We start from the raw sequence: 19,020 nt of genomic DNA, 5'->3' as shown, positions 1-19,020 counted from the left end.
CCGTCCGGCCACGCTACGCCCGCGCCCCACCCGGCACGAGAAGCCCGCGCAGCGTCTGGATGGTATCGGCCTCCGCCGCCGTTTTGTCGTCCCGGTAGCGCTTCACCCTGGCGAACCGGAGGGCGATTCCGCCGGGATAGCGCGAGGACTGCTGCACACCGTCGATGGCGATCTCCACCACGGTGACAGGCTCCACCCAGACGGTGCCCGCCGTGCGCCGCACCTCGAGCTCCTGGAACGTCTCCGTCTGCCAGCGCAGCAGCGCGTCGGTGAGGCCCTTGAACGTCTTGCCCACCATCACATAGCCGCCGGGTTCACCGAACTCGCCGGCGGGGTCCAGGGCACCGAGATGCACATTCGACAGCAACCCGGCGCGCCGGCCCGAACCCCACTCGCAGGCGAGAACCACCAGATCGTAGGTCAGCACCGGCTTCACCTTGATCCAGTTCGAACCACGCCGGCCGGCAGCGTAGGCCGACCCCACCGCTTTCACCACCACGCCCTCATGACCCGCCGCGAGCGCCTCGCGGGACACTCGTTCGGCCACAGCGGCGTCCGCCGTGATCTCTCCCGGAATCCGGTAGTCGGGGGCGATGCGCCCGAGCAGGCCGAGGCGCGTGGACAGCGGCTCATCGAGCAGGTCGCGCCCGTCGAGGTGCAGGACGTCGAAGAACCACGGATGGAGCACCGCCGTCCGCGCAGCGTCCGCCCCGAAACGCGACATGGTTTCCTGGAAAGGCCGCGGACCGCCGTCCTCGTCGAGGGTGAGGGTCTCGCCGTCGAGAATCACATCCTGCACGGGCAGCCCGCGCACCACCTCCACCACCTCGGGCAGCCGGTGGGTCACCTCGGCCAGGGTGCGGGTGAAGATGCGGACATTCCCGCCGAGGCGATGCACTTGGATGCGGGCGCCGTCGAGCTTGTATTCCACGGACGCTTCCCCGGTAACCTCCAGCGCCTCACTGGTGCTGGCCGCGGTGGCGGCGAGCATGGGCAACACGGGGCGCCCGACGACGAGGCCCACGGCGTCCAATTGGGCTGCGGTGCCCGTGATGGCCAGCAGAGCCGTCCCGCCGAGATCCCCCGACAGCATGGCCGCGCGGCGGACTGCGTCCACCGGCTTGTCGGCGGCGCGGGCTACCGCGTCCGTCAGCACCCCCTCCAGGGCACCGGTGCGCAGCTCCCCCAGCAGCACCCCGGCGATGAAGGCCTGCTCACCTTCGGTGGCCGCCGCCGTGAGCCCCCGGAGGGTCGAGGCACGCTCCGCGGCTGACCCCGCGCCGCCCGCGGCGAGCAGCCGATCCAGGGCGGCGTCAAGATCGGACACGGTAAGGCCCGGTTCGGTGGCCGGTTCACCCATGGCCGCCGACATGCCGCGCCAACCGACGCCAACCCTGCCCTGGCGCGGCCGGGCCGTCAGCAATCCGACCACGGTGGGGATGTCCCCCGGTTCGAGGCGGCGCAGGAGGTCAGCCAGTGCTTCGACCTTCGCGAGCCGGGAGCGCGTGGACGTGACGGCCTGGGTTGTTCTCACGAGCTCATCGAGCAGCATGGCAACAGTCTGCCACGGCCGCCGGGTCTGGACAGCGCGGGAACACCGTTCCAGACTTGGTGGATGGGTATCATCGTCGCTAACCTGTTCATCACCCTCGACGGCGTCTACCAGGCGCCCGGCGGCCGCGAAGAAGACCCGGAAGGCGGTTTCGCCTATGGGGGATGGCAGGCCCCGGTGTCCGACGAGGAGGCCGGCGCGGCCATCGGCGAGGAAATCAACCGGATCGACGCCCTGCTCCTGGGACGTAAGACCTACGATATCTTCGCCGCCTACTGGCCCCACCAGACCGACGAGATCGGCGGCATCCTCAACCGCGTGCCAAAGTTCGTTGTTTCCAGCACTCTGACGGAGCCGGGCTGGGCGGGCACCACCGTGCTGCCGGATGCCGCGGCCGCGGGCCGGCTCCGCGAGGAATACGGCCAGGTGCACATGTTCGGCAGCGGCGCCCTCATCCGTTCACTGCTCGAGGCTGACGTGCTGGACCGCCTCCACCTCTGGCTTTATCCGGTCACCCTGGGGCAGGGCAAGCGCCTCTTCGATGCCGGGACCATCCCCGCCACCTTCCGCCTCGCGGAGCCGGCCCGCTCCTTCCCGAAGGGTGCGGTGTCACTGGTCTACGAACGCGCGGGCGGCGTCGAGACGCGGGACATGGCGGCCACTTAAGGGCCGCCGCCGCGGGTACACAAAAAACCGGCCCAGCCGAGGCTGGACCGGTTTTTGTATGACCATCAGCTAGTGGCTGTGGCCTGCGTGCTCGTCTTCTTCAGCGGGCTTCTCCACCACGAGGGTCTCGGTGGTGAGAACCAGCGCGGCGATGGAGGCCGCGTTGCGGAGGGCCGCACGGGTGACCTTGACGGGGTCGATGACGCCGGCACGGATCAGGTCTTCGTACTCGCCCGACTTGGCGTTGAAGCCGTTGTTGGTTTCGAGTTCGGCAACCTTGGCCGTGACAACGTAGCCGTCGAAGCCGGCATTCTGGGCGATCCAGCGCAGCGGCTGGACCAGCGCACGGCGGACAATGCCCACAGCTGCGGCGGCGTCGCCTTCGAGGGCCTGCACTGCGGAGTCCTCGTCGAGGGCCTTCAGCGCGTGGATCAGTGCGGAACCGCCACCGGCCACGATGCCCTCTTCAAGGGCGGCGCGGGTGGAGGACACGGCATCTTCGATGCGGTGCTTCTTTTCCTTCAGCTCAACCTCGGTGGCTGCGCCAACCTTGATCACGCCGATGCCGCCGGCAAGCTTCGCCAGGCGTTCCTGGAGCTTTTCCTTGTCCCAGTCAGAGTCGGTGCGGGTCAGCTCGGCGCGCAGCTGGGCAACCCGGGCTGCGACGTCTTCTGCGGAACCGGCGCCGTCAACGATGGTGGTGTTGTCCTTGGTGACCGTGATGCGGCGGGCGGTACCCAGCACCTCGAGGCCAACGGTGTCCAGGCTGAGGCCCAGTTCCGGCGAGACAACCTGCGCACCGGTGAGGGTGGCGATGTCCTGCAGCATGGCCTTGCGGCGGTCGCCGAAGCCCGGAGCCTTGACGGCAACCACGTTCAGGGTGCCGCGGATGCGGTTGACGATCAGGGTGGACAGTGCCTCGCCCTCGATGTCTTCGGCGATGATGAACAGCGGCTTGGAGCTCTGCAGCGCCTTCTCCAGCAGCGGCAGGAAATCCTGGACCGAGGAGATCTTGCCCTGGTTGATCAGGATGAGGGCGTCCTCAAGGACGGCTTCCTGGCGCTCGGTGTCGGTCACGAAGTACGGGGACAGGTAGCCCTTGTCGAACTGCATGCCTTCGGTGAGGACCAGCTCGGTCTGCGTGGTGGAGGATTCCTCGATGGTGATCACACCATCCTTGCCGACCTTGCCGAATGCCTCGGCGAGGAGCTCGCCGATTTCGTCACTCTGGGCCGAGATGGCGGCCACGTTGGCGACCTGGGTACCCTCAACCGGGCGTGCGTTCTCCAGGAGGCGGGCAGCAACGGCTTCAACGGAAACCTCGATGCCGCGCTTGATCTGGCCCGGCGCGGCGCCGGCAGCAACGTTGCGCAGGCCTTCCTTGACCAGGGCCTGGGCCAGCACGGTGGCCGTGGTGGTACCGTCGCCGGCAACATCGTTGGTCTTGGTGGCTACTTCCTTGGCCAGCTGGGCGCCAAGGTTCTCGTACGGGTCATCAAGCTCAACTTCGCGGGCGATGGTGACGCCGTCGTTGGTGATGGTGGGTGCTCCCCACTTTTTGTCGAGGACAACGTTGCGGCCGCGGGGGCCGAGCGTCACCTTGACAGTGTTGGCGAGCTTATCAATGCCGGCTTCAAGCGACCGGCGGGCAGCGTCATTAAACGCAAGCTGCTTTGCCATGGTTTTGTCCTTTCAAGACAGAACCCCGTGCAGCTGACCAGCGGAATGCATGGTCAGCGGCACGGGGATCCAAAAGAGTTACTTTACGACGATCGCCAGAACGTCGCGGGCGGAGAGCACGAGGTACTCGGTGCCGCCGGTCTTGACTTCGGTTCCACCGTACTTGGAGTAGATAACAACGTCGCCAACAGCAACGTCCACCGGAACGCGGTGGCCGTCTTCGAAGCGGCCGGGGCCTACTGCAACAACTTCACCCTCCTGCGGCTTCTCCTGTGCGGAGTCCGGGATAACCAGGCCGGAAGCCGTGGTCTGCTCGGCTTCGAGCGGGCGGACAACAATACGATCCTCAAGAGGCTTAATAGAGACCGACACTCGGACCTCTCCTTCTACGTCAGCAAAATTCATGGACAGTTGAGCTGCTTCGCCGTGGCTGGCAAACCGTCGTCGCGGTGCCGGCAGCAGCCTGGCGGGCCGCTCTTCATGTGTTAGCACCCTCCTAGGGAGAGTGCTAATGACGACTCTATGTATTCGTTAGCACTCGGTCAAGGCGAGTGCCAGAATTACGTCCTCGGTGGACAAGTTCGACGCTTTCAATCCACACCCGGTCCCGCAGACCCGCACCGACCGTCCTACGTGATGGCGGCCCAGGTTCGGATAATGGCCTGATGGACAGTAACAGCACCCCCAGCCCATCCGACGGCGCTCCGTCACCGCTGCCGCCAGCATCATTCCCGTCCAGGATGGCCCTGCTCTGGACGGACAGCCTGGGCAGGGCCGCGGTCCGCTCCATCCAGGTACTGGCCGTGGGCGCGGTGGCCTGGGCTGCGGTCGCGGCCGCAACCCGCGTCCCGCTGGTCACCACTCCTGTTCTGATAGCCCTGATCCTGGCGTCTGCCATGGCACCCGTGGTCCGCTGGCTCGCAGGCCACGGCTGGCCGCGTGCCCTGGCCGTCCTCTCCTCGTTCCTGGTGATCCTCGCCGTCGCAGCCGGAGTGATCGGGGGAATCGTGACTCTGGTCCGGCAGCAGTCCAGCGCTCTTGCCGTCCGCGCCGAAGCGGGCATCGCGGAGCTCCAGAAGACCATCACCACCGGCCCGCTGCCCTTCTCCAGGGACCAGATCAATGCTGCCCAGAGTGAATTCCAGAAGTTCCTCTCCGGCGGAAGCCTGGGAGCCGATGCCCTCACGGGCCTGAGGACGGCCGGGGAGATAGCCGCCGGCACCGTCCTCACAGCCGTGATCCTGTTCTTTTTCCTCAAGGACGGAGAGAGGATCCGGAACTTCCTTATCGGGTTCCTTCCGGCCGCCCGCCGCGGCACCGCGCACCTGGCTGCCGAACGCAGCCTCCTGGTGCTGGGCGGGTATGTGCGTGGAACCTTGATCATCGCCGCGATCGATGCCGTCATGGTCCTGGCGGGATTGCTGATCCTGCGCGTTCCCCTGGCACTGCCCCTGGCGGCGGTGGTCTTCCTCGGCGGGTTTGTGCCCATCATCGGGGCCACCGCAGCCGGCAGCCTGGCGGTCCTCGTGGCCCTGGTGGAAAACGGCCCCGTGCCTGCGCTGCTGGTGCTGATCATCCTGGTGGTGGCCAACCAGTTCGAACACCACATCCTGCAGCCGTTCTTCATGGGCAGGGTGCTGCGGATCCACGGGCTGGTGATCATTCTTGCCCTGGCGGCAGGGGCAACCCTGGCCGGCGTCATCGGCGCCTTGCTCGCGGTGCCGCTCACCGCCGTCGGCTGGACCATCTACCGGACGCTGGCGGGGAACCGGGCCACAGGCCAGGAGCAGGACTAGAACTCGGTGGTACCGCGCAGCCGGCGCGGGCGGCCGTCCGGATCAACGATGAACCGGTTGATCGGGAGCGCCCAGCGGCGCTGACGGGGAGAGACCGGCTCCGGAGTATGACGGCGCACCTGCCCGGCCGGACGGGGCCCGCGGCGGCCGGCCCGGTGCCATTGATCAAGGGCGTCGGCGGCGGCATCCCAGAGCCTGAGAGCGGACGCCGGGTCCTGGAGTTCCGGATCGTCCTGGTCCCGGCCCAGGTGTTCCGCCCAGAGCTCAAGCCGGAGCGACCGGGCCAGGGGCAGCTCCGTCTGCTGGCCGGCGCCGGTCCCGGAAAAGTCCCGGCTGTCCGCCGTTGTGTCGAGCACGGCGCAGGTCAGTTCGCTGTCGGTGGTCCAGGACCGGCGGTTGAAGTTATCCGATCCGCAAGTGAACCAGATGTCATCGATGATGCAGATCTTGGCATGGACATAAATGGGCGTGCCGGCACTGTTCTCCAGGTCGAACACCCCCACCCTGCCCGGCGCCGCCCTGCGCAGCATCCCGATGGCCCGCAGTTGCCCGAGCCGCCTGGGCGGGCCTCCGAGACGCCCGTCGGAGTCCGGGAACTTCGGCACCACGATGATCACGTTCAGCCCGGGGTTCCGCTTAAGGGCATCAGCGATGCCCGCTGCCACCTCCGTCGACCACAGGTGCTGATCCTCGATGTAGATCAGCGAACGGGCGCGGGCGAACGCTTTCGCATAGGCGCGCGCAATGCTTCGCTCGCCGAAAGGCGCGAACGGGAACGGCGGCCGCTTCACCCCGTAGGTCCGCAGCAGCTGCACCGAGTGCGGGCCGGCAGGCGGCGGGGGCGGTGCAGCCTCCGGGAGCGGCTCGGGATGCCGTGGCATACGGGCCAGGCGTTGCAGCAGCATCCGGTATGGAGTGCGCCGGTCCAGGGGGTGCGGATCGTTCCACCGTTCGGCGAAGACTTCCAGCACATCAGCCACCACCGGCCCGCGCAGTTCGAGGGCGGCATCGTGCCACGGAGGCCGCTTCCCGTACCGCGAGTCCATGCTGACCGCTTGCGGATCTCCCTGATGCCGGGCATCATCCCGGCGGCTGTGGGAATGGTCCAGGCCGCCCACGAACGCGACGTCCCGGGACGGATTGTCGCGGTGGGATGACGACGAGTTTTTGGTGGTGCGATCCGAACATCCGTACCCGTTGGTCCAGCAGCACCTCGCCGCCGGCGTCGTTGATTTCACGGCCCAGAAGCTCGTTTGACCGGCCGCTGATCGGGGCTGACACGCGTTCGCCGTGGGATCGCCAGACGAGGCCCCGCACCTCCACCCCTGCACGGGCCAGCCGCGCCAGCAGGTCGCCGATCGACGGCCCGCCGGCCAGCAGTTGCTCGTCGGCGTCGCCCCGCCAGTCGGTAAACCACACACGGTCTCCGGCCTGCAGGGCCGTCAGTTCCTCATGCAACCGGGCGAAGTAGGTGGCCCCGTGAATGAGGGGCCGCACGAGGTTGCCCTCCGACCAGGACGGCGATGCCGGTCCGCCGGCCTGCACGGCTGAGTACGGGTTTCCCCGCTCGGCCCGGCTCAGGAACCACGTACCGGAATCGCTGTCCATCAAGGCTCCTTCGTCCAGGCCATGCCGCTAGTGTCCGGTCTTCAAAGTAGCTTATGCCCGTGCAGGATTGCCGTTAGTGTCGTAACTGACCGGGAGATCCGGCCGCACGATGTCCTCCCGAAACCGACGAAGCCCTGAACAATGACTCTCCTGGGAACGGAGCTATTTCATGTCTGAGCACAGCAACACCACGTCCCGGCCCGCCGTCGGCAGCGTCCCTTTGCCGGGTTCGGAACGTCCGCCCGCCGAACGGATCCAGGCCGCGCACGGTCCCGCCGATCCTTCCCGCAGGATTGAGGTGACCGTGATCCTGCGCCGTCGGGAACCGCTGACGCAGATGCCTGCCGAACCGATGTCCCGCGGGGAGCTCGCAGCCGGCCATGGAGCCGCCGCCGCGGATCTGCGGCTTGCCACCGACACGTTCACCCGGCTCGGAGCCGAAATCCTCGACGCCGACCCTGCCGCCCGCCGGTTGCGGCTGGCCGGAACCGTCGAACTGCTGAGCCGTATCTTCGGCACCAGCCTGGAGGAAGTGACCAGCAGTGGCCCCCACGGTCACGACGTCACCCACCGGCACCGGACCGGAAGCCTGACAATCCCGGCGGAACTGGAGGGAATCGTTACCGCGGTGCTGGGCCTTGATGACCGGCCCCAGGCGCGTGCCCAGTTCCACGCCATCCCGCTGACCGCCGCCCGCACCAGCTACACCCCGCCCGAGCTGGCACGGATCTACAACTTCCCGGCCGGAGCGGACGGCAGCGGCCAGGGCGTGGCCATCATCGAACTCGGCGGCGGCTTTGGCCAGGATGACCTGGACACCTATTTCGCAGGTCTGGGAATCACCGGACCCCGCATCACCGCCGTTGGCGTCGACGGAGCCGTCAACCATCCCGGGCAGGACCCCACCGGGGCAGACGGGGAAGTGCTGCTCGACATCGAAGTGGTCGGCGCGCTGGCCCCGAAGGCGGACATCCTGGTCTACTTCGCCCCGAACACCGACGCCGGGTTCCTGGACGCCATCATCAACGCCTCCCATGCCACCCCGACGCCGGCGGCGATCAGCATCAGCTGGGGCCAGAGCGAGGATGCCTGGACCGAGCAGGCCCGGACAGCCTTTGACCAGGCCCTGGCCGACGCTTCAGCCCTTGGTGTTACCGTCACAGCTGCGGCCGGGGACAACGGAAGTAGCGACGGCGCGACGGACGGCAAAGACCACGCCGATTTCCCGGCCTCCAGCCCGCACGCGCTGGCCTGCGGCGGAACCCGCCTCGACGCGGACACGGCCACCGGAACGATCAGCTCCGAAACCGTGTGGAACGACGGGCCGCACTCAGCCACAGGAGGTGGTTACAGCGACACTTTCCCGGCCCCGGCCTGGCAAAACGGGCTGGCAGCCCGCACCCGCCGCCACAATCCGGCGCCCAAACCCGCCCCGGGGAGCCATGGCCGCGGGGTCCCGGACGTCAGCGGTGTCGCTGACCCGCAGACGGGCTACAAAGTCAGAGTGGAAAGCAAGGACATGGTCATCGGCGGAACGAGCGCCGTCGCACCCCTCTGGGCTGCACTGATTGCGCTGCTTGCCCAGTCAACCAACCGGCACTTCGGGCAGATCCAGCCCCTGCTCTACAGCCGAAAGGCCGGGTTCCGTGACGTCACCTCCGGAAACAACGGCACCTACCAGGCAGCTTCCGGCTGGGATCCGTGCACCGGTCTCGGCAGCCCCGACGGGACGGCCCTGTTGGCGGCCATCACTTCCGGCCACTGACCGGGCAAGTTGTTCGCGGGGCGCCGGACCGCCTACCGGCCGGCGAGGTCCTCGAAGTCCACGTCCTCGTCGCCGTCGTCCCCTTCATCAGCGGCGCCCCGGTTGAGGTACAGGATAACGGAGCCGCCCGCGGCAGCGAGCAGCGAAATCACCAGCAGGATGATGCCGCCCACGCGGGCCCCGGAGTAAAGGTCCCGGATCTGCCGGGCTTCGTCGGTGGCGTCCTGGATGTCCTTGCCGCCCACGGAATAGACGGTGGCGTTAAAGGTGTCCAGGAAGAAGATGATCACCAGCAGGGCGATGCAGACGACGGCGATTGCGGCTCCGGCGATCAGGGCGGGGCGGGCAATCTTCACCAGGTCCGTGCGGTTGTTTCTGGGTGGTCCGGACGGCTGGGTGCCTGCACTGTCTTCCATAGCTTCAACCCTAGCCGGAACCGCGGCTTGGCCACCTCCACTAGGCTTGAACCCATGTCTCAAGCACCGCAGGACCAGATTGCCCCACTCCTGACCAGCGAGGGTTGGGAGCTGTTGGCGTCCCTGGGTCCGTACCGCGAGGACGAGGCGTTCGAGCTTAATTCGACCCTCCGCAAGGCCGGGCACTCCCCCGAACTCGTCTCGGCCGTGCTCACCCAGTCCAGGCTGCGCACCAGGGCAGAGGCCAAGTTCGGCGAGTTCGCCCGCAGCATGCTCTTCACGCAGGCCGGCCTTGAACAGGCAACCCGCCTCAACGTGGCCGCCCGGCACGCGGAACGATTCGCGCAGGCGGGAATCCGCCACGTGGCGGACCTCGGCTGCGGCCTGGGAGCGGACGCCCTGGCCCTGGCGTCGATGGACCTCACGGTCACGGCAGTGGAGATGGACGAGACCACGGCCGCCTGCGCCACGGTCAACCTCATCCCGTTTCCCAACGCCACGGTGGTGCATTCCGACGCCACCGCTGTTTCTTTGGACGGGATCGACGGCGTCTGGCTGGATCCCGCCCGCCGGACCACGTCCACGTCGGGGACCAAGCGGATCTGGGATCCTGAGGCGTTCTCGCCGCCGCTGTCCTTCGCGGAATCGCTCGCCGCCACCGGACGTGCGGTGGGCGTCAAAATGGGTCCCGGCATGCCGCACGACTCGGTCCCCGCCGGCTGCGAGGCACAGTGGGTGTCCGTGGGCGGCGACGTCACCGAGGTGAGCCTCTGGTTCAATTCCGTGAGCCGGCCCGGTGTCCGGCGCGCCGCCCTGCTGCTCGGGCCGCAGGGCGCGGCCGAGATCACCAGCGCCGAGGATTTCGACGGCGGCCCCACCGCCCCGGTCGGTCCGGCAGAGGGCTACCTGTACGAACCCGATGGTGCGGTGATCCGCGCCGGCCTGGTGGCCGACGTCGCGCTTGAACTCGGCGGGCACCTGCTGGACGAGCACATCGCCTACATCTGCGCCCCCGGCCTGCGGGACACACCCTTCGCCCGCGCCTACAGGATTCTGGAGGTGATGCCCTACAACGTCAAGGCGCTCAAGGGCTGGGTCAGGGACAACGGCATCACGGTGCTGGACATTAAAAAGCGCGGCATGTCCGTCACGCCCGAAGAAGTACGGAAGCAGCTGCTCGCCGGCAACAAGGGCGGTCACAAGGGCGGCGGCAGGGGCGCGGCCAAAACAGCCACCCTGGTCCTGACCCGGATCGGCGAGGACCGGGTGGCCATCTCGGTGGAGCCCGTCTGAGGCTGTCCTACTGGGCGCGCATGAAGTCCTCGGCGGCCCGGACCTGCTCGTCGGTGGGACGCACTCCGGTGTAAAGCACAAACTGCTCAAGCGCCTGGATGGTGGCCACCTCTGCGCCGGTGATGACCCGTTTTCCGGCGGCCCGCGCGGCCTTGATCAGCGGCGTCTCGGCCGGCAGCGCCACGACGTCGAACACCACCTTGGCAGCGGCAATGGTCTCCTCCGGGAAGGACAGCGAGCCAGAGTCGGGGCCACCCTCCATACCGATGGGAGTGACGTTAATGATCACGTCCGCCGTGCCGCCGTCGAGCGCTGCCCGCCACTGGAAGCCATACTGTTCAGCGAGCGCGCGCCCGGTGGTTTCATTGCGGGCGATGACGGTGACGTCGGTGAATCCGGCGTCGCGCAGTGCTGCGACGGTGGCCTTGGCCATCCCGCCGGCGCCCTGGACCAGCACGGAATAGTCCGTGGGCACGGCGTTGGTTTTCAACAGCTGTTCAATGGCGGTGTAGTCGGTGTTGTAGGCCTTGAGGTGGCCGTTCGTGTTCACGATGGTGTTGACCGAGTCGATGGCTTTGGCGGAAGGATCCAGCTCGTCCACGAGGGCCATCACGTCCTCCTTGTAGGGCATGGACACGGCGCAGCCCCGGATCCCCAGGCCGCGGACGCCGGCGATCGCCTGGGCCAGGTCCGTGGGGGCGAAAGCCTTGTAGATCCAGTTCAGGTTCAGCTGTTCGTAAAGGTGGTTGTGGAACCGGGTCCCGTTGTTGCTGGGACGGGCCGAGAGCGAGATGCAGAGGGTCATGTCTTTATTCAGAATGGGCACGTCACCATTAAACGCGTTCCCCAAGTAATAAACGCGTTCCCCAAGTAAGTAGCGCCAATTGTCGTTTTGAGCACCCAAAACGTCAGTTGGCGCTACTTAGTTGGGGTTAGGGGCAGCCCGTGCCTGCCGGGAAGCTTCCGACGGCGGCAGGCAGCTTCCCGGGGGCGGCCGCGTTGCCCGCAAGTACGGCAGCCAGCGCGTCGAAGGCGCCCTGGCTCCGGCCGTAAAGGGCCACCTTCACCGGCGCGGCGGAGCCCGCCAGCGGCCACGGCGCATCGAGAGTCACGGCAATATCGCCCCCTGCGGGCCGTCCCCCGTTGCCGATGAGCGTGACCAGGGGGCCCCGGCCGATGCTGAGCCCGGCCTTCGCGGCGGCAGCGGCGAACCGTGCCCGGTCCTGGTCCGAACCCCCGGCAATCCGGACGCCTGCGGGCGCGACGGGCCCCCCGCACGGCCCGGACACCATGGTGATGGCGCCCGCGGACACCCGGGCTGACATGTCGCCGCTGCTGCCGGGACCGGCTCCCGGCAGCGCCCCCGGAGAGGAAGCGGTCCGGCCGCGCCAGGTCATCATCGTGGCCACCCGCGTTGCCGCCTCGTCCAGCCTGGCCGCCGGCACCCGTCCGGCGGCCACGGCAGCCACAATGGCGGCGTGCGCCTGCCCCACGTCGGCGGGCATCAGCAGCAGGTCCGCTCCGGCGGCCAAGGCAATCGGAGCAGCGGAACCGCCGGGATATTGCTTCTGGATGGCGCCCATGTTCAGGGCGTCCGTCACCGCGACACCCTTGAAGCCCATGCCGCGCAGGGTCGCGTACGTCGGTGCTGATAACGACGCCGGGACGCCGGGTTCCAGCGCAGGCACGGCGATGTGCCCCGTCATGACGATCGGCACACCGGCGGCGACGGCGGCGCGGAACGGCTTCCAGTCGCGGGCCTCGAGGTCGGCGATGGAGGCCGGCTGCACTGGGAGGGCCTGGTGCGAGTCCACGGTGACCGAGCCGTGGCCCGGGAAGTGTTTGATGACGGGCAGGACGTTGGCTGCCTGCATGCCCTGGGAGAACGCCACGGCCAGCTGCCCGGCCTGCTCCGGGTTGCCGGACATGGACCGTGCTCCGATGGTGGGATCCGCCGGCCCGATGGTGACGTCCGAACTGGGGGCGAAGTCCAGGTTGAACCCCAGCGGCGCGAGCTCGGAAGCCATCGCCGCGCCGGCGTCCCTGGCAAGGGGCATGCTGCCCGCGGCGCCGTAACTCATGGGCGTGGGCCATTCGGTCAGCGGGGCGCCCAGCCGGGTCACGATCCCGCCCTCCTGGTCCACGCCGATGAGCCCGGGCCATGGCCTGCCGTCGGCGCGGGCAGCCTGTGAGAGGCGTTGGTTCACCGTGGTCATGCCTGCCGGGTTTGCCAGGCCGTTGGCGTCGAGGGGAACGTTGTCGCCCATGATGATGGAACCGGCGAGGTGGAGGCGTTCAATGGTGGCGGCCTGGGCTGCAGGATCAGGCCCCGTGTAAAGGGGCATCAGCACCTGCCCGGCCTTCTGTTCCACAGACATAGCCGCCACGGCAGCGGCGGCAACGTCAAAGTCCCGCTGCTCCGGGCCCCACCCCAAGGGTGCCAGCTGAGGGTCAGGTGACGGCGATGCTGAAGGAGGTGCCGTCGTCGGAGGTTCCGAGGCGGAAGGGGACCCTGCAGCGGACTCCGGGCCGGATCCTGAAACTTCCGGTGCCGCGGCCGGGCCGGCGGCACAGGCAGCCAGCGCGGCGGCAGCGGCTGCCGCCATGAAGAAGAGGGTAGTTTTGTGAATACTGTCACGGGTCCGTACGAACAAAGCCATTAGGTCGATGCTACCCCTGCACTAGACTTGAACGCGGCGCGCGGCCACGGACAACCGAACAGTTAGGAACGCATTTGAAGATTGATTTCGCTTCATCGAAGCAATCAACTCTTGGTGTGGAATGGGAGCTGGCCCTGGTCAACGGCCAGACCGGCGAACTGGCATCGGTGGCTAACGAGGTGCTCCGCGGCGTTGCAGCCAAACATCCCGAACTGAACGAAGATGACGAGCATCCCCACATCAAGCAGGAACTGCTGCTGAACACGGTGGAACTGGTCACGGGGATCTGCGAGACCGCCGCCGAAGCCAAGGAGGACCTCAGCAAGTCCCTGGCAGCCGTCCGCGAGATCACCGATCCCATGGGCGTTGAGGTCTTCTGCGCAGGCAGTCACCCGTTCAGCCCGCCGCAGCTGCAGCCGGTAACGGACAAGGCCCGCTACGCCAAGCTGATCGACCGGACGCAGTGGTGGGGCCGGCAGATGGTCATTTACGGCGTGCACGTCCATGTGGGCCTGGACCGGCGCGAAAAAGCCCTGCCCGTGCTGGATGGCCTGGTTAACTACTTCCCGCATTTCCAGGCGCTCTCGGCGTCGAGCCCGTTCTGGGGCGGTGAGGACACCGGCTACGCCTCCCACCGCGCCCTGATGTTCCAGCAGCTTCCGACGGCGGGCCTGCCGTTCCAGTTCCGCTCCTGGGAAGAATACGAGTCCTACGTCCAGGACATGTTCACCACCGGCGTAATCGACGCACTGTCCGAAATCCGCTGGGACATCCGGCCTGTCCCGAACCTGGGCACCATTGAGATGCGCATCTGCGACGGCCTGGCCACGCTGGAGGAAGTGGGCGCCATCGCCGCCCTCACCCAGTGCCTCGTGGACGAGTTCTCCACCACCCTGGACAACGGCGGGACCATCCCCACCATGCCGCCGTGGCACATCCAGGAAAACAAGTGGCGGGCCGCCCGCTACGGCATGGAAGCCATCATCATCCTCGACGCCGCCGGCAATGAGATGCTGGTCACCGACCACCTGATGGAAACCCTGAACCGGCTCGAGCCGGTGGCCGCCAAGCTTGGCTGCCCGGATGAACTGGCCGACGTCGAGAAGATCATCCAGCGGGGCGCCGGCTACCAGCGCCAGCGCCGCGTCGCCGCCGAGCACGGCGGGGACCTGCGGGCCGTGGTGCTGGACCTCGTGAAGCAGATGCGGAACGGCCCCACGGCCTGACCCGCCTCAGCCCTGCCGAAACGGGGCACTTCGACACAGACACGCCGGCCGTCGTCGTGATGTGCGACGCCGGCACGCCCAAAGTGCCCCGCGAAGGTTCCCCTGGCTTCGAACACCAACCTGCCTCAGGCCGGGAGGGACACCGCGGTGACCGGCATGGAGGAGTCCGGGGCGAAGCGGATGCCGCTCGGTCCGATTCCGGCCATCACCAGCTGCGCACCCAGGGCCGCCACCATGGCCCCGTTGTCCGTGCACAGGTCCAGCGGCGGCACGTGAAGCCGGATGCCGGCGGACGCACAGCGCTGGCCCGTGAGCTCGCGCAGCCTTGAGTTGGCCGCCACTCCCCCGCCCAGCAAGACATCCTTGATGCCGTGTTCGCGGCACGCCAGCACGGCCTTGGAGGTAATCACATCCACCACCGCCTCCTGAAAGGCAGCGGCGATGTCCGCCACCGGGACCTCCTCGCCGCGGGCCTCGAACTGCTCCACGCAGCGCGCGACGGCGGTCTTGAGTCCGCTGAAGGACCAGTCGTAGCGGTGCGGGCCGGGTTCCTCGGCGGTGCCCATGTACTTGGGCTGGCTGAGCCCCCGCGGGAACCTGATGGCTTTGGCGTTGCCGGTGCGGGCCAGCTTGTCGATCGCAGGGCCGCCCGGGTAACCCAGGCCCAGGATGCGCGCCACTTTGTCGTAGGCCTCGCCGGCGGCGTCGTCGATGGTTGAGCCGAGGAGCTGGACGTCGTCCGTGATGCTGTTGATCTTCAGGATCTCGGTGTGGCCGCCCGAGACCAGCAGGGCGCCAAGGTTCCCGGGGAGGCGCGGGGCACCTGCGGCGCCGTCCGGCCCGGAAGCCGGGATCCCGCCGTCGCGCACTGCTTGGTTGGCGCTCCCGGTTATCTTGGCATTCCCGGTTGTCTTGGCACCGTCCAGCAGCCCGACGCCCACATGTGCCACCAGGTGATTGATGGCGTAGAGCGGTTTGCCGGTGGCCAGGGCCAGGGCCTTCGCGGCGCAGACGCCCACCATCAGCGCACCGGCGAGCCCGGGGCCGGACGTGACAGCGATGGCGTCCACATCCTCCAGGGTCACACCCGCGTCGGCGAGCGCCTGGCGCAGCGTGGGGACAAAGGCGTCAAGGTGGGCGCGCGAGGCGATCTCCGGGATCACTCCGCCGAAGCGCACATGCTCGTCCATCGAGGAGGACACGGTGTTGGTGAGCAGGGTGGTGCCGCGGACGATGCCCACGCCGGTTTCGTCGCAGGAGGATTCGATGCCCAGCACCAGGGGCTGCGAGCCGTTCATGCCTGTCCTGCTTCCGTTGTAGGGGCTTCCGTTGTAGGGGCTTCCGTCGAGGGGGCCAGCTGCAGCCGCATGATGAGGGCGTCCACGCCGTCGCGGTAGTACTTGCGGCGTATGTGGATCTGTTCGAAGCCGAACCGCACGTACAGCTGCTGCGCCCGCGGATTGTCCTCGCGGACCTCCAGCAGGACATCGGCCGCCCCGCGCCGGCGGGCCTCATCAATCAACCGGGTCAGGAGGGCCGAACCGATCCCGCGCCCTTCGAATTCAGGCACGACGGCGATGGTCTGGACGTCCGCGATGGGCTCGATGCACATCAGGCCGGCGTAGCCCACAATCGCGCCGCCGCTTTCCGCCACCACGTAGCGGCGCGTTTCGGGCTGGGTCAGTTCCGCCAGGAACATCTCCAGCGGCCAGGCATCGGCCGGGAACAGCCGCTGTTCCAGGGCATTAACGGCGGAGACGTCGTCGAGGGTCATGTCGCGGAAGGCCACGGCGCCGGCGCCGGAAGCGCTGGTGGGCGTGCTCACAGCGCCCGCTTCCGCGGCCCGGGGACCTGGGCGTCGGATTCCCGCAGGTACAGCGGGGTGGAGTCCAGCAGGTCAGCGCCGGACGCGAGCCGGGCCAGGGCGAACTGGCCCAGATAGAGGGCGTCGGGCTGTTCCTTGCTAAAGCCGGGGTCAGCGCGGAGGACATCGCTGTAGAGCCCGGCGCCGGCCCCGTACGCAGGCAGGTCCGGCAGGTCCGCGGCGAAGCTGACGAGGGGCCCGTCTTCCAGCCGGGGCAGCTGCCCTTCCGCGAGGGTGTACCGGGCCCAGTAGACCTCTTTGCGCCGGGCGTCCGTGACCACGAGGAACTCGTCCGCGGCATCGGTGGACTCGGCGACCTCCAGGGCGACGGCGTCGAGGCTCATCACCCCGTACAGCGGCCGGTCCCAGACAAACGCAAGGGTGCGCGCGGTGGCAATCCCGGAGCGCAGGCCGGTGAAGGGGCCCGGGCCCACGCCCACCACGATCGCGTCAATGTCCTGGCCGGTGACGCCGGCCGAGGACAGCAGCTCCTCAATGCCGGGCGCCAGGACTTCGGCGTGGCTGCGGGTGTCTTCCGTGGCGAAGCTGGCCACCACGCCTTCGAGGGCGTCGTCCGAGACAAGGGCGGCGCTGGCCACGGCGGAGGTGTCGATGGCAAGAATGAGCATCAGGGTGTCCCTTCAAAGTCGCCGCCGAGCACAGGCCGGGTGCTCCAGCGGGGACCGAAGCCGCGCAGCACTATGGTGCGGGGCTCGTCGTCGTCCTCGGTGTCAAAGTCCAGGATGTCGGTGTGGCCGGGGATGGGTTCCGAGGCGCCCACGGCGTCCAGTCCGATGGCGCGGTGCAGGTCCACTTCCAGCCGGCTCTCGCTCAGGTGCTCCACCCGGCCGCGCCCCCATTCCACCACCGTCACGGACGAGTCCATGGTGTTTTCCAGGTCAATGTCGTCAATTTCCGACGCCGACCCCAGCCGGTAGGCGTCCACGTGCACCAGGTCGGGACCGCCGGGCCGCGGGCCGTCCGGCAGGTTGGGATGGATGCGGACCAGCACGAAGGTGGGCGAAATGATGCCCGCCCGCACACCGAGGCCTTCGCCGAGCCCTTGGGTAAACGTGGTCTTCCCGGCACCCAGCTCGCCGGTCAGCACCAGCAGGTCCCCCGCCTGAAGCACCTTCCCCAAAGCCGCGCCGAGCGCGTGGGTCTGCTCCGCCGTCGTGACCCTGAGGGTCTGCTCCCAGCCGGGAAGCTCTGCTTGCGGGGACACGCTCACGGCGTGGCCTTCGGGGCTGAGTGCGGAGCGGGTGAATCCCCGACGGCGGGGCTTTCGTTGATGAACCGGCGCGGCACCCGGGGGCTGATCCGGGTCACGATCTCGTAGTTGTTGGTTCCGGCGGCGGCCGCCCAGTCGTCGGCCGTGGGTCCGTCGTCGTCCGCGTTGCCGAACAGCACCGCCTCGGCACCGAACAGGTCCGCCCCGGCGGCGCCGATGTTGCCGACGTCGATCACCATCTGGTCCATCGCGATCCGGCCCACCACCGGGTAGGTCCGCCCGGCCACCCGGACGGGGCCGCCGGTGGCCACCCGCGGCACGCCGTCCGCGTAGCCAAGCGGGATCAGGGCCAGGCTGCTGGGCCCGCTGGTGCGGTAGCGCAGGCCGTAGGAGACGCCCTGCCCGTCGGGGACGTCCTTGCACTGGGAAACCAGCGTCCTCAGCGTCATGGCGGGCCGGAGTCCCAGTTCGGCGGAGGTCTGGCCTTCAAAGGGGGACAGCCCGTAAATGCCCAGGCCCACACGGACCAGGTCGAAGTGGGTGTCCGGGCGGGACAGGGTGGCGGGGGTGTTGGCCAGGTGCCGCACTTCGGGGTCCACGCCGGCGTCTTCGGCTATGGCGAGCACCTCGCGGAAAGCGGCCAGCTGCTCGTCGGTTTCGGGCCGCTCGGGCTCATCGGCCACGGAGAGGTGCGAGAAGATGCCCACCACCCGCAGGAGCCCCTGGTCCTGGTACTCCATGGCCTCGCCCACCAGCTGGTCCCAGGACGCGAGGGTGGCGCCGTTCCGGCCCAGGCCCGTGTCCACTTTCAGGTGGATCCGGGCGGGGCGTTCCTGGTCGCGGGCGGCTGCGACGATGCGTTCGAGCTCCCAGCCGGAGCACCCGATATCGACGCCGGCAGCCACGGCCGCGGCGAAGTTGCTTTCGGTGGTGTGCAGCCAGGCCAGAAGCGGGGCGTCGATGCCTGCGGCCCGCAGTGCGAGGGCTTCGGAGATGTGCGCCACGCCCAGCCAGGAGGCGCCGGCTTCGAGGGCGGCCCGGGCCACCGGGACGGCCCCGTGCCCGTAGGCGTCGGCCTTGACCACGGCCATGACCTTGGCGGGTGAAGCCGCGCCGGCCAGCCGGCGGACATTGTGGCGGATGGCGTCCAGGTCGATTACGGCGGACCGCTCGTACAGCGGATCCTTTCCTGAGGACGCGCTGAAGTCACCGGTTGCTGCGGGGTAAGTCACCCTAGTGATTCTAGTGCGAGCGGCCCGGCAG

General features: G+C 68.3%; 18 protein-coding genes. 5 read left to right on the top strand and 13 right to left on the bottom strand.

Going from position 1 to position 19,020, the window contains the following annotated elements:
- Positions 1-13: 13 nt before the first annotated feature.
- Positions 14-1,552: an ATP-dependent DNA ligase gene (locus tag PY310_RS01140; RefSeq protein ID WP_275212304.1), complete on the bottom strand. Its 1,539-nt coding sequence runs from the start codon at positions 1,550-1,552 to the stop codon at positions 14-16.
- A 63-nt stretch (positions 1,553-1,615) separates the two neighbouring features.
- Between PY310_RS01140 and PY310_RS01135 the strand changes: the two genes are divergently transcribed.
- On the top strand, positions 1,616-2,218 hold the full coding sequence (locus PY310_RS01135; RefSeq protein WP_275212303.1) for a dihydrofolate reductase family protein: 603 nt from the start codon (positions 1,616-1,618) through the stop codon (positions 2,216-2,218).
- Positions 2,219-2,287: 69 nt separating this feature from the next.
- Here the strand turns inward: PY310_RS01135 and groL are convergent, their stop codons facing one another.
- Positions 2,288-3,898, bottom strand: coding sequence for a chaperonin GroEL (gene groL / locus PY310_RS01130; protein WP_275212302.1), 1,611 nt, complete (start codon positions 3,896-3,898; stop codon positions 2,288-2,290).
- 78 nt (positions 3,899-3,976) lie between these two features.
- Positions 3,977-4,270, bottom strand: coding sequence for a co-chaperone GroES (groES, locus tag PY310_RS01125; protein WP_275212301.1), 294 nt, complete (start codon positions 4,268-4,270; stop codon positions 3,977-3,979).
- Between the two features lie 293 nt (positions 4,271-4,563).
- Between groES and PY310_RS01120 the strand changes: the two genes are divergently transcribed.
- Positions 4,564-5,694, top strand: coding sequence for an AI-2E family transporter (locus tag PY310_RS01120; RefSeq protein ID WP_275212300.1), 1,131 nt, complete (start codon positions 4,564-4,566; stop codon positions 5,692-5,694).
- Here the strand turns inward: PY310_RS01120 and PY310_RS01115 are convergent.
- Together PY310_RS01115 and PY310_RS01110 are read right to left on the bottom strand one after the other, a co-directional pair.
- A complete protein-coding gene (locus PY310_RS01115) occupies positions 5,691-6,740 on the bottom strand; it encodes a phospholipase D-like domain-containing protein (RefSeq protein WP_275212299.1) in 1,050 nt (349 codons plus the stop codon). The genes PY310_RS01120 and PY310_RS01115 overlap by 4 nt on opposite strands.
- A 34-nt stretch (positions 6,741-6,774) precedes the next feature.
- Positions 6,775-7,302 carry a phospholipase D-like domain-containing protein gene (locus PY310_RS01110; protein ID WP_275212298.1) on the bottom strand — a complete coding sequence of 176 codons (528 nt, stop codon included), beginning with the start codon at positions 7,300-7,302 and terminating at the stop codon, positions 6,775-6,777.
- A gap of 169 nt (positions 7,303-7,471) precedes the next feature.
- Between PY310_RS01110 and PY310_RS01105 the strand changes: the two genes are divergently transcribed.
- Positions 7,472-9,067, top strand: coding sequence for a S53 family peptidase (locus PY310_RS01105; protein ID WP_275212297.1), 1,596 nt, complete (start codon positions 7,472-7,474; stop codon positions 9,065-9,067).
- 32 nt (positions 9,068-9,099) lie between these two features.
- Here PY310_RS01105 and PY310_RS01100 read toward each other — a convergent pair whose 3' ends face one another.
- Positions 9,100-9,483, bottom strand: coding sequence for a hypothetical protein (locus PY310_RS01100; protein WP_275212296.1), 384 nt, complete (start codon positions 9,481-9,483; stop codon positions 9,100-9,102).
- Positions 9,484-9,537: 54 nt separating this feature from the next.
- On the opposite strand from PY310_RS01100, the gene PY310_RS01095 reads away from it, so the two are divergent.
- On the top strand, positions 9,538-10,776 hold the full coding sequence (locus PY310_RS01095; RefSeq protein ID WP_275212295.1) for a THUMP-like domain-containing protein: 1,239 nt from the start codon (positions 9,538-9,540) through the stop codon (positions 10,774-10,776).
- A gap of 7 nt (positions 10,777-10,783) precedes the next feature.
- Here PY310_RS01095 and PY310_RS01090 read toward each other — a convergent pair whose 3' ends face one another.
- Together PY310_RS01090 and PY310_RS01085 are read right to left on the bottom strand one after the other, a co-directional pair.
- A complete protein-coding gene (locus tag PY310_RS01090; RefSeq protein ID WP_275212294.1) occupies positions 10,784-11,602 on the bottom strand; it encodes a shikimate 5-dehydrogenase in 819 nt (272 codons plus the stop codon).
- Between the two features lie 106 nt (positions 11,603-11,708).
- Positions 11,709-13,154 carry a glycoside hydrolase family 3 N-terminal domain-containing protein gene (locus tag PY310_RS01085; protein ID WP_275212484.1) on the bottom strand — a complete coding sequence of 482 codons (1,446 nt, stop codon included), beginning with the start codon at positions 13,152-13,154 and terminating at the stop codon, positions 11,709-11,711.
- A gap of 356 nt (positions 13,155-13,510) precedes the next feature.
- On the opposite strand from PY310_RS01085, the gene PY310_RS01080 reads away from it, so the two are divergent.
- Positions 13,511-14,662, top strand: a complete 1,152-nt coding sequence (locus PY310_RS01080; protein ID WP_275212293.1) for a glutamate--cysteine ligase — start codon at positions 13,511-13,513, stop codon at positions 14,660-14,662.
- Between the two features lie 125 nt (positions 14,663-14,787).
- Here PY310_RS01080 and PY310_RS01075 read toward each other — a convergent pair whose 3' ends face one another.
- From PY310_RS01075 to alr, 5 genes are read right to left on the bottom strand one after another with little or no spacing between them, the layout of a single operon-like run.
- Positions 14,788-15,960: a tRNA (adenosine(37)-N6)-threonylcarbamoyltransferase complex transferase subunit TsaD gene (locus PY310_RS01075; protein WP_275212292.1), complete on the bottom strand. Its 1,173-nt coding sequence runs from the start codon at positions 15,958-15,960 to the stop codon at positions 14,788-14,790.
- Complete coding sequence (gene rimI, locus PY310_RS01070; RefSeq protein ID WP_342755729.1) at positions 15,957-16,436, bottom strand: ribosomal protein S18-alanine N-acetyltransferase; 480 nt, start codon at positions 16,434-16,436, stop codon at positions 15,957-15,959. Before rimI ends, PY310_RS01075 begins: the two co-directional genes overlap by 4 nt.
- 47 nt (positions 16,437-16,483) lie before the next feature.
- Positions 16,484-17,155 (bottom strand): tRNA (adenosine(37)-N6)-threonylcarbamoyltransferase complex dimerization subunit type 1 TsaB, encoded by a 672-nt coding sequence (tsaB, locus tag PY310_RS01065; RefSeq protein WP_275212290.1) that lies wholly within the window; start codon positions 17,153-17,155, stop codon positions 16,484-16,486.
- A complete protein-coding gene (gene tsaE / locus PY310_RS01060) occupies positions 17,155-17,757 on the bottom strand; it encodes a tRNA (adenosine(37)-N6)-threonylcarbamoyltransferase complex ATPase subunit type 1 TsaE (protein ID WP_275212289.1) in 603 nt (200 codons plus the stop codon). The genes tsaB and tsaE overlap by 1 nt, the downstream gene beginning before the upstream one ends.
- Entirely contained in the window at positions 17,754-18,989 is a 1,236-nt protein-coding gene (gene alr, locus PY310_RS01055; RefSeq protein ID WP_275212288.1) for an alanine racemase, read from the bottom strand. The genes tsaE and alr overlap by 4 nt, the downstream gene beginning before the upstream one ends.
- Positions 18,990-19,020: the final 31 nt, after the last annotated feature.

The sequence above is a fragment of the Pseudarthrobacter naphthalenicus genome, from assembly GCF_029076445.1.
GTDB classification, from domain to species: Bacteria; Actinomycetota; Actinomycetes; order Actinomycetales; family Micrococcaceae; genus Arthrobacter; species Arthrobacter naphthalenicus.
The sequence above is the reverse complement of the archived record's forward strand: the minus strand, read 5'-3'. Positions and strand labels throughout refer to the sequence as shown.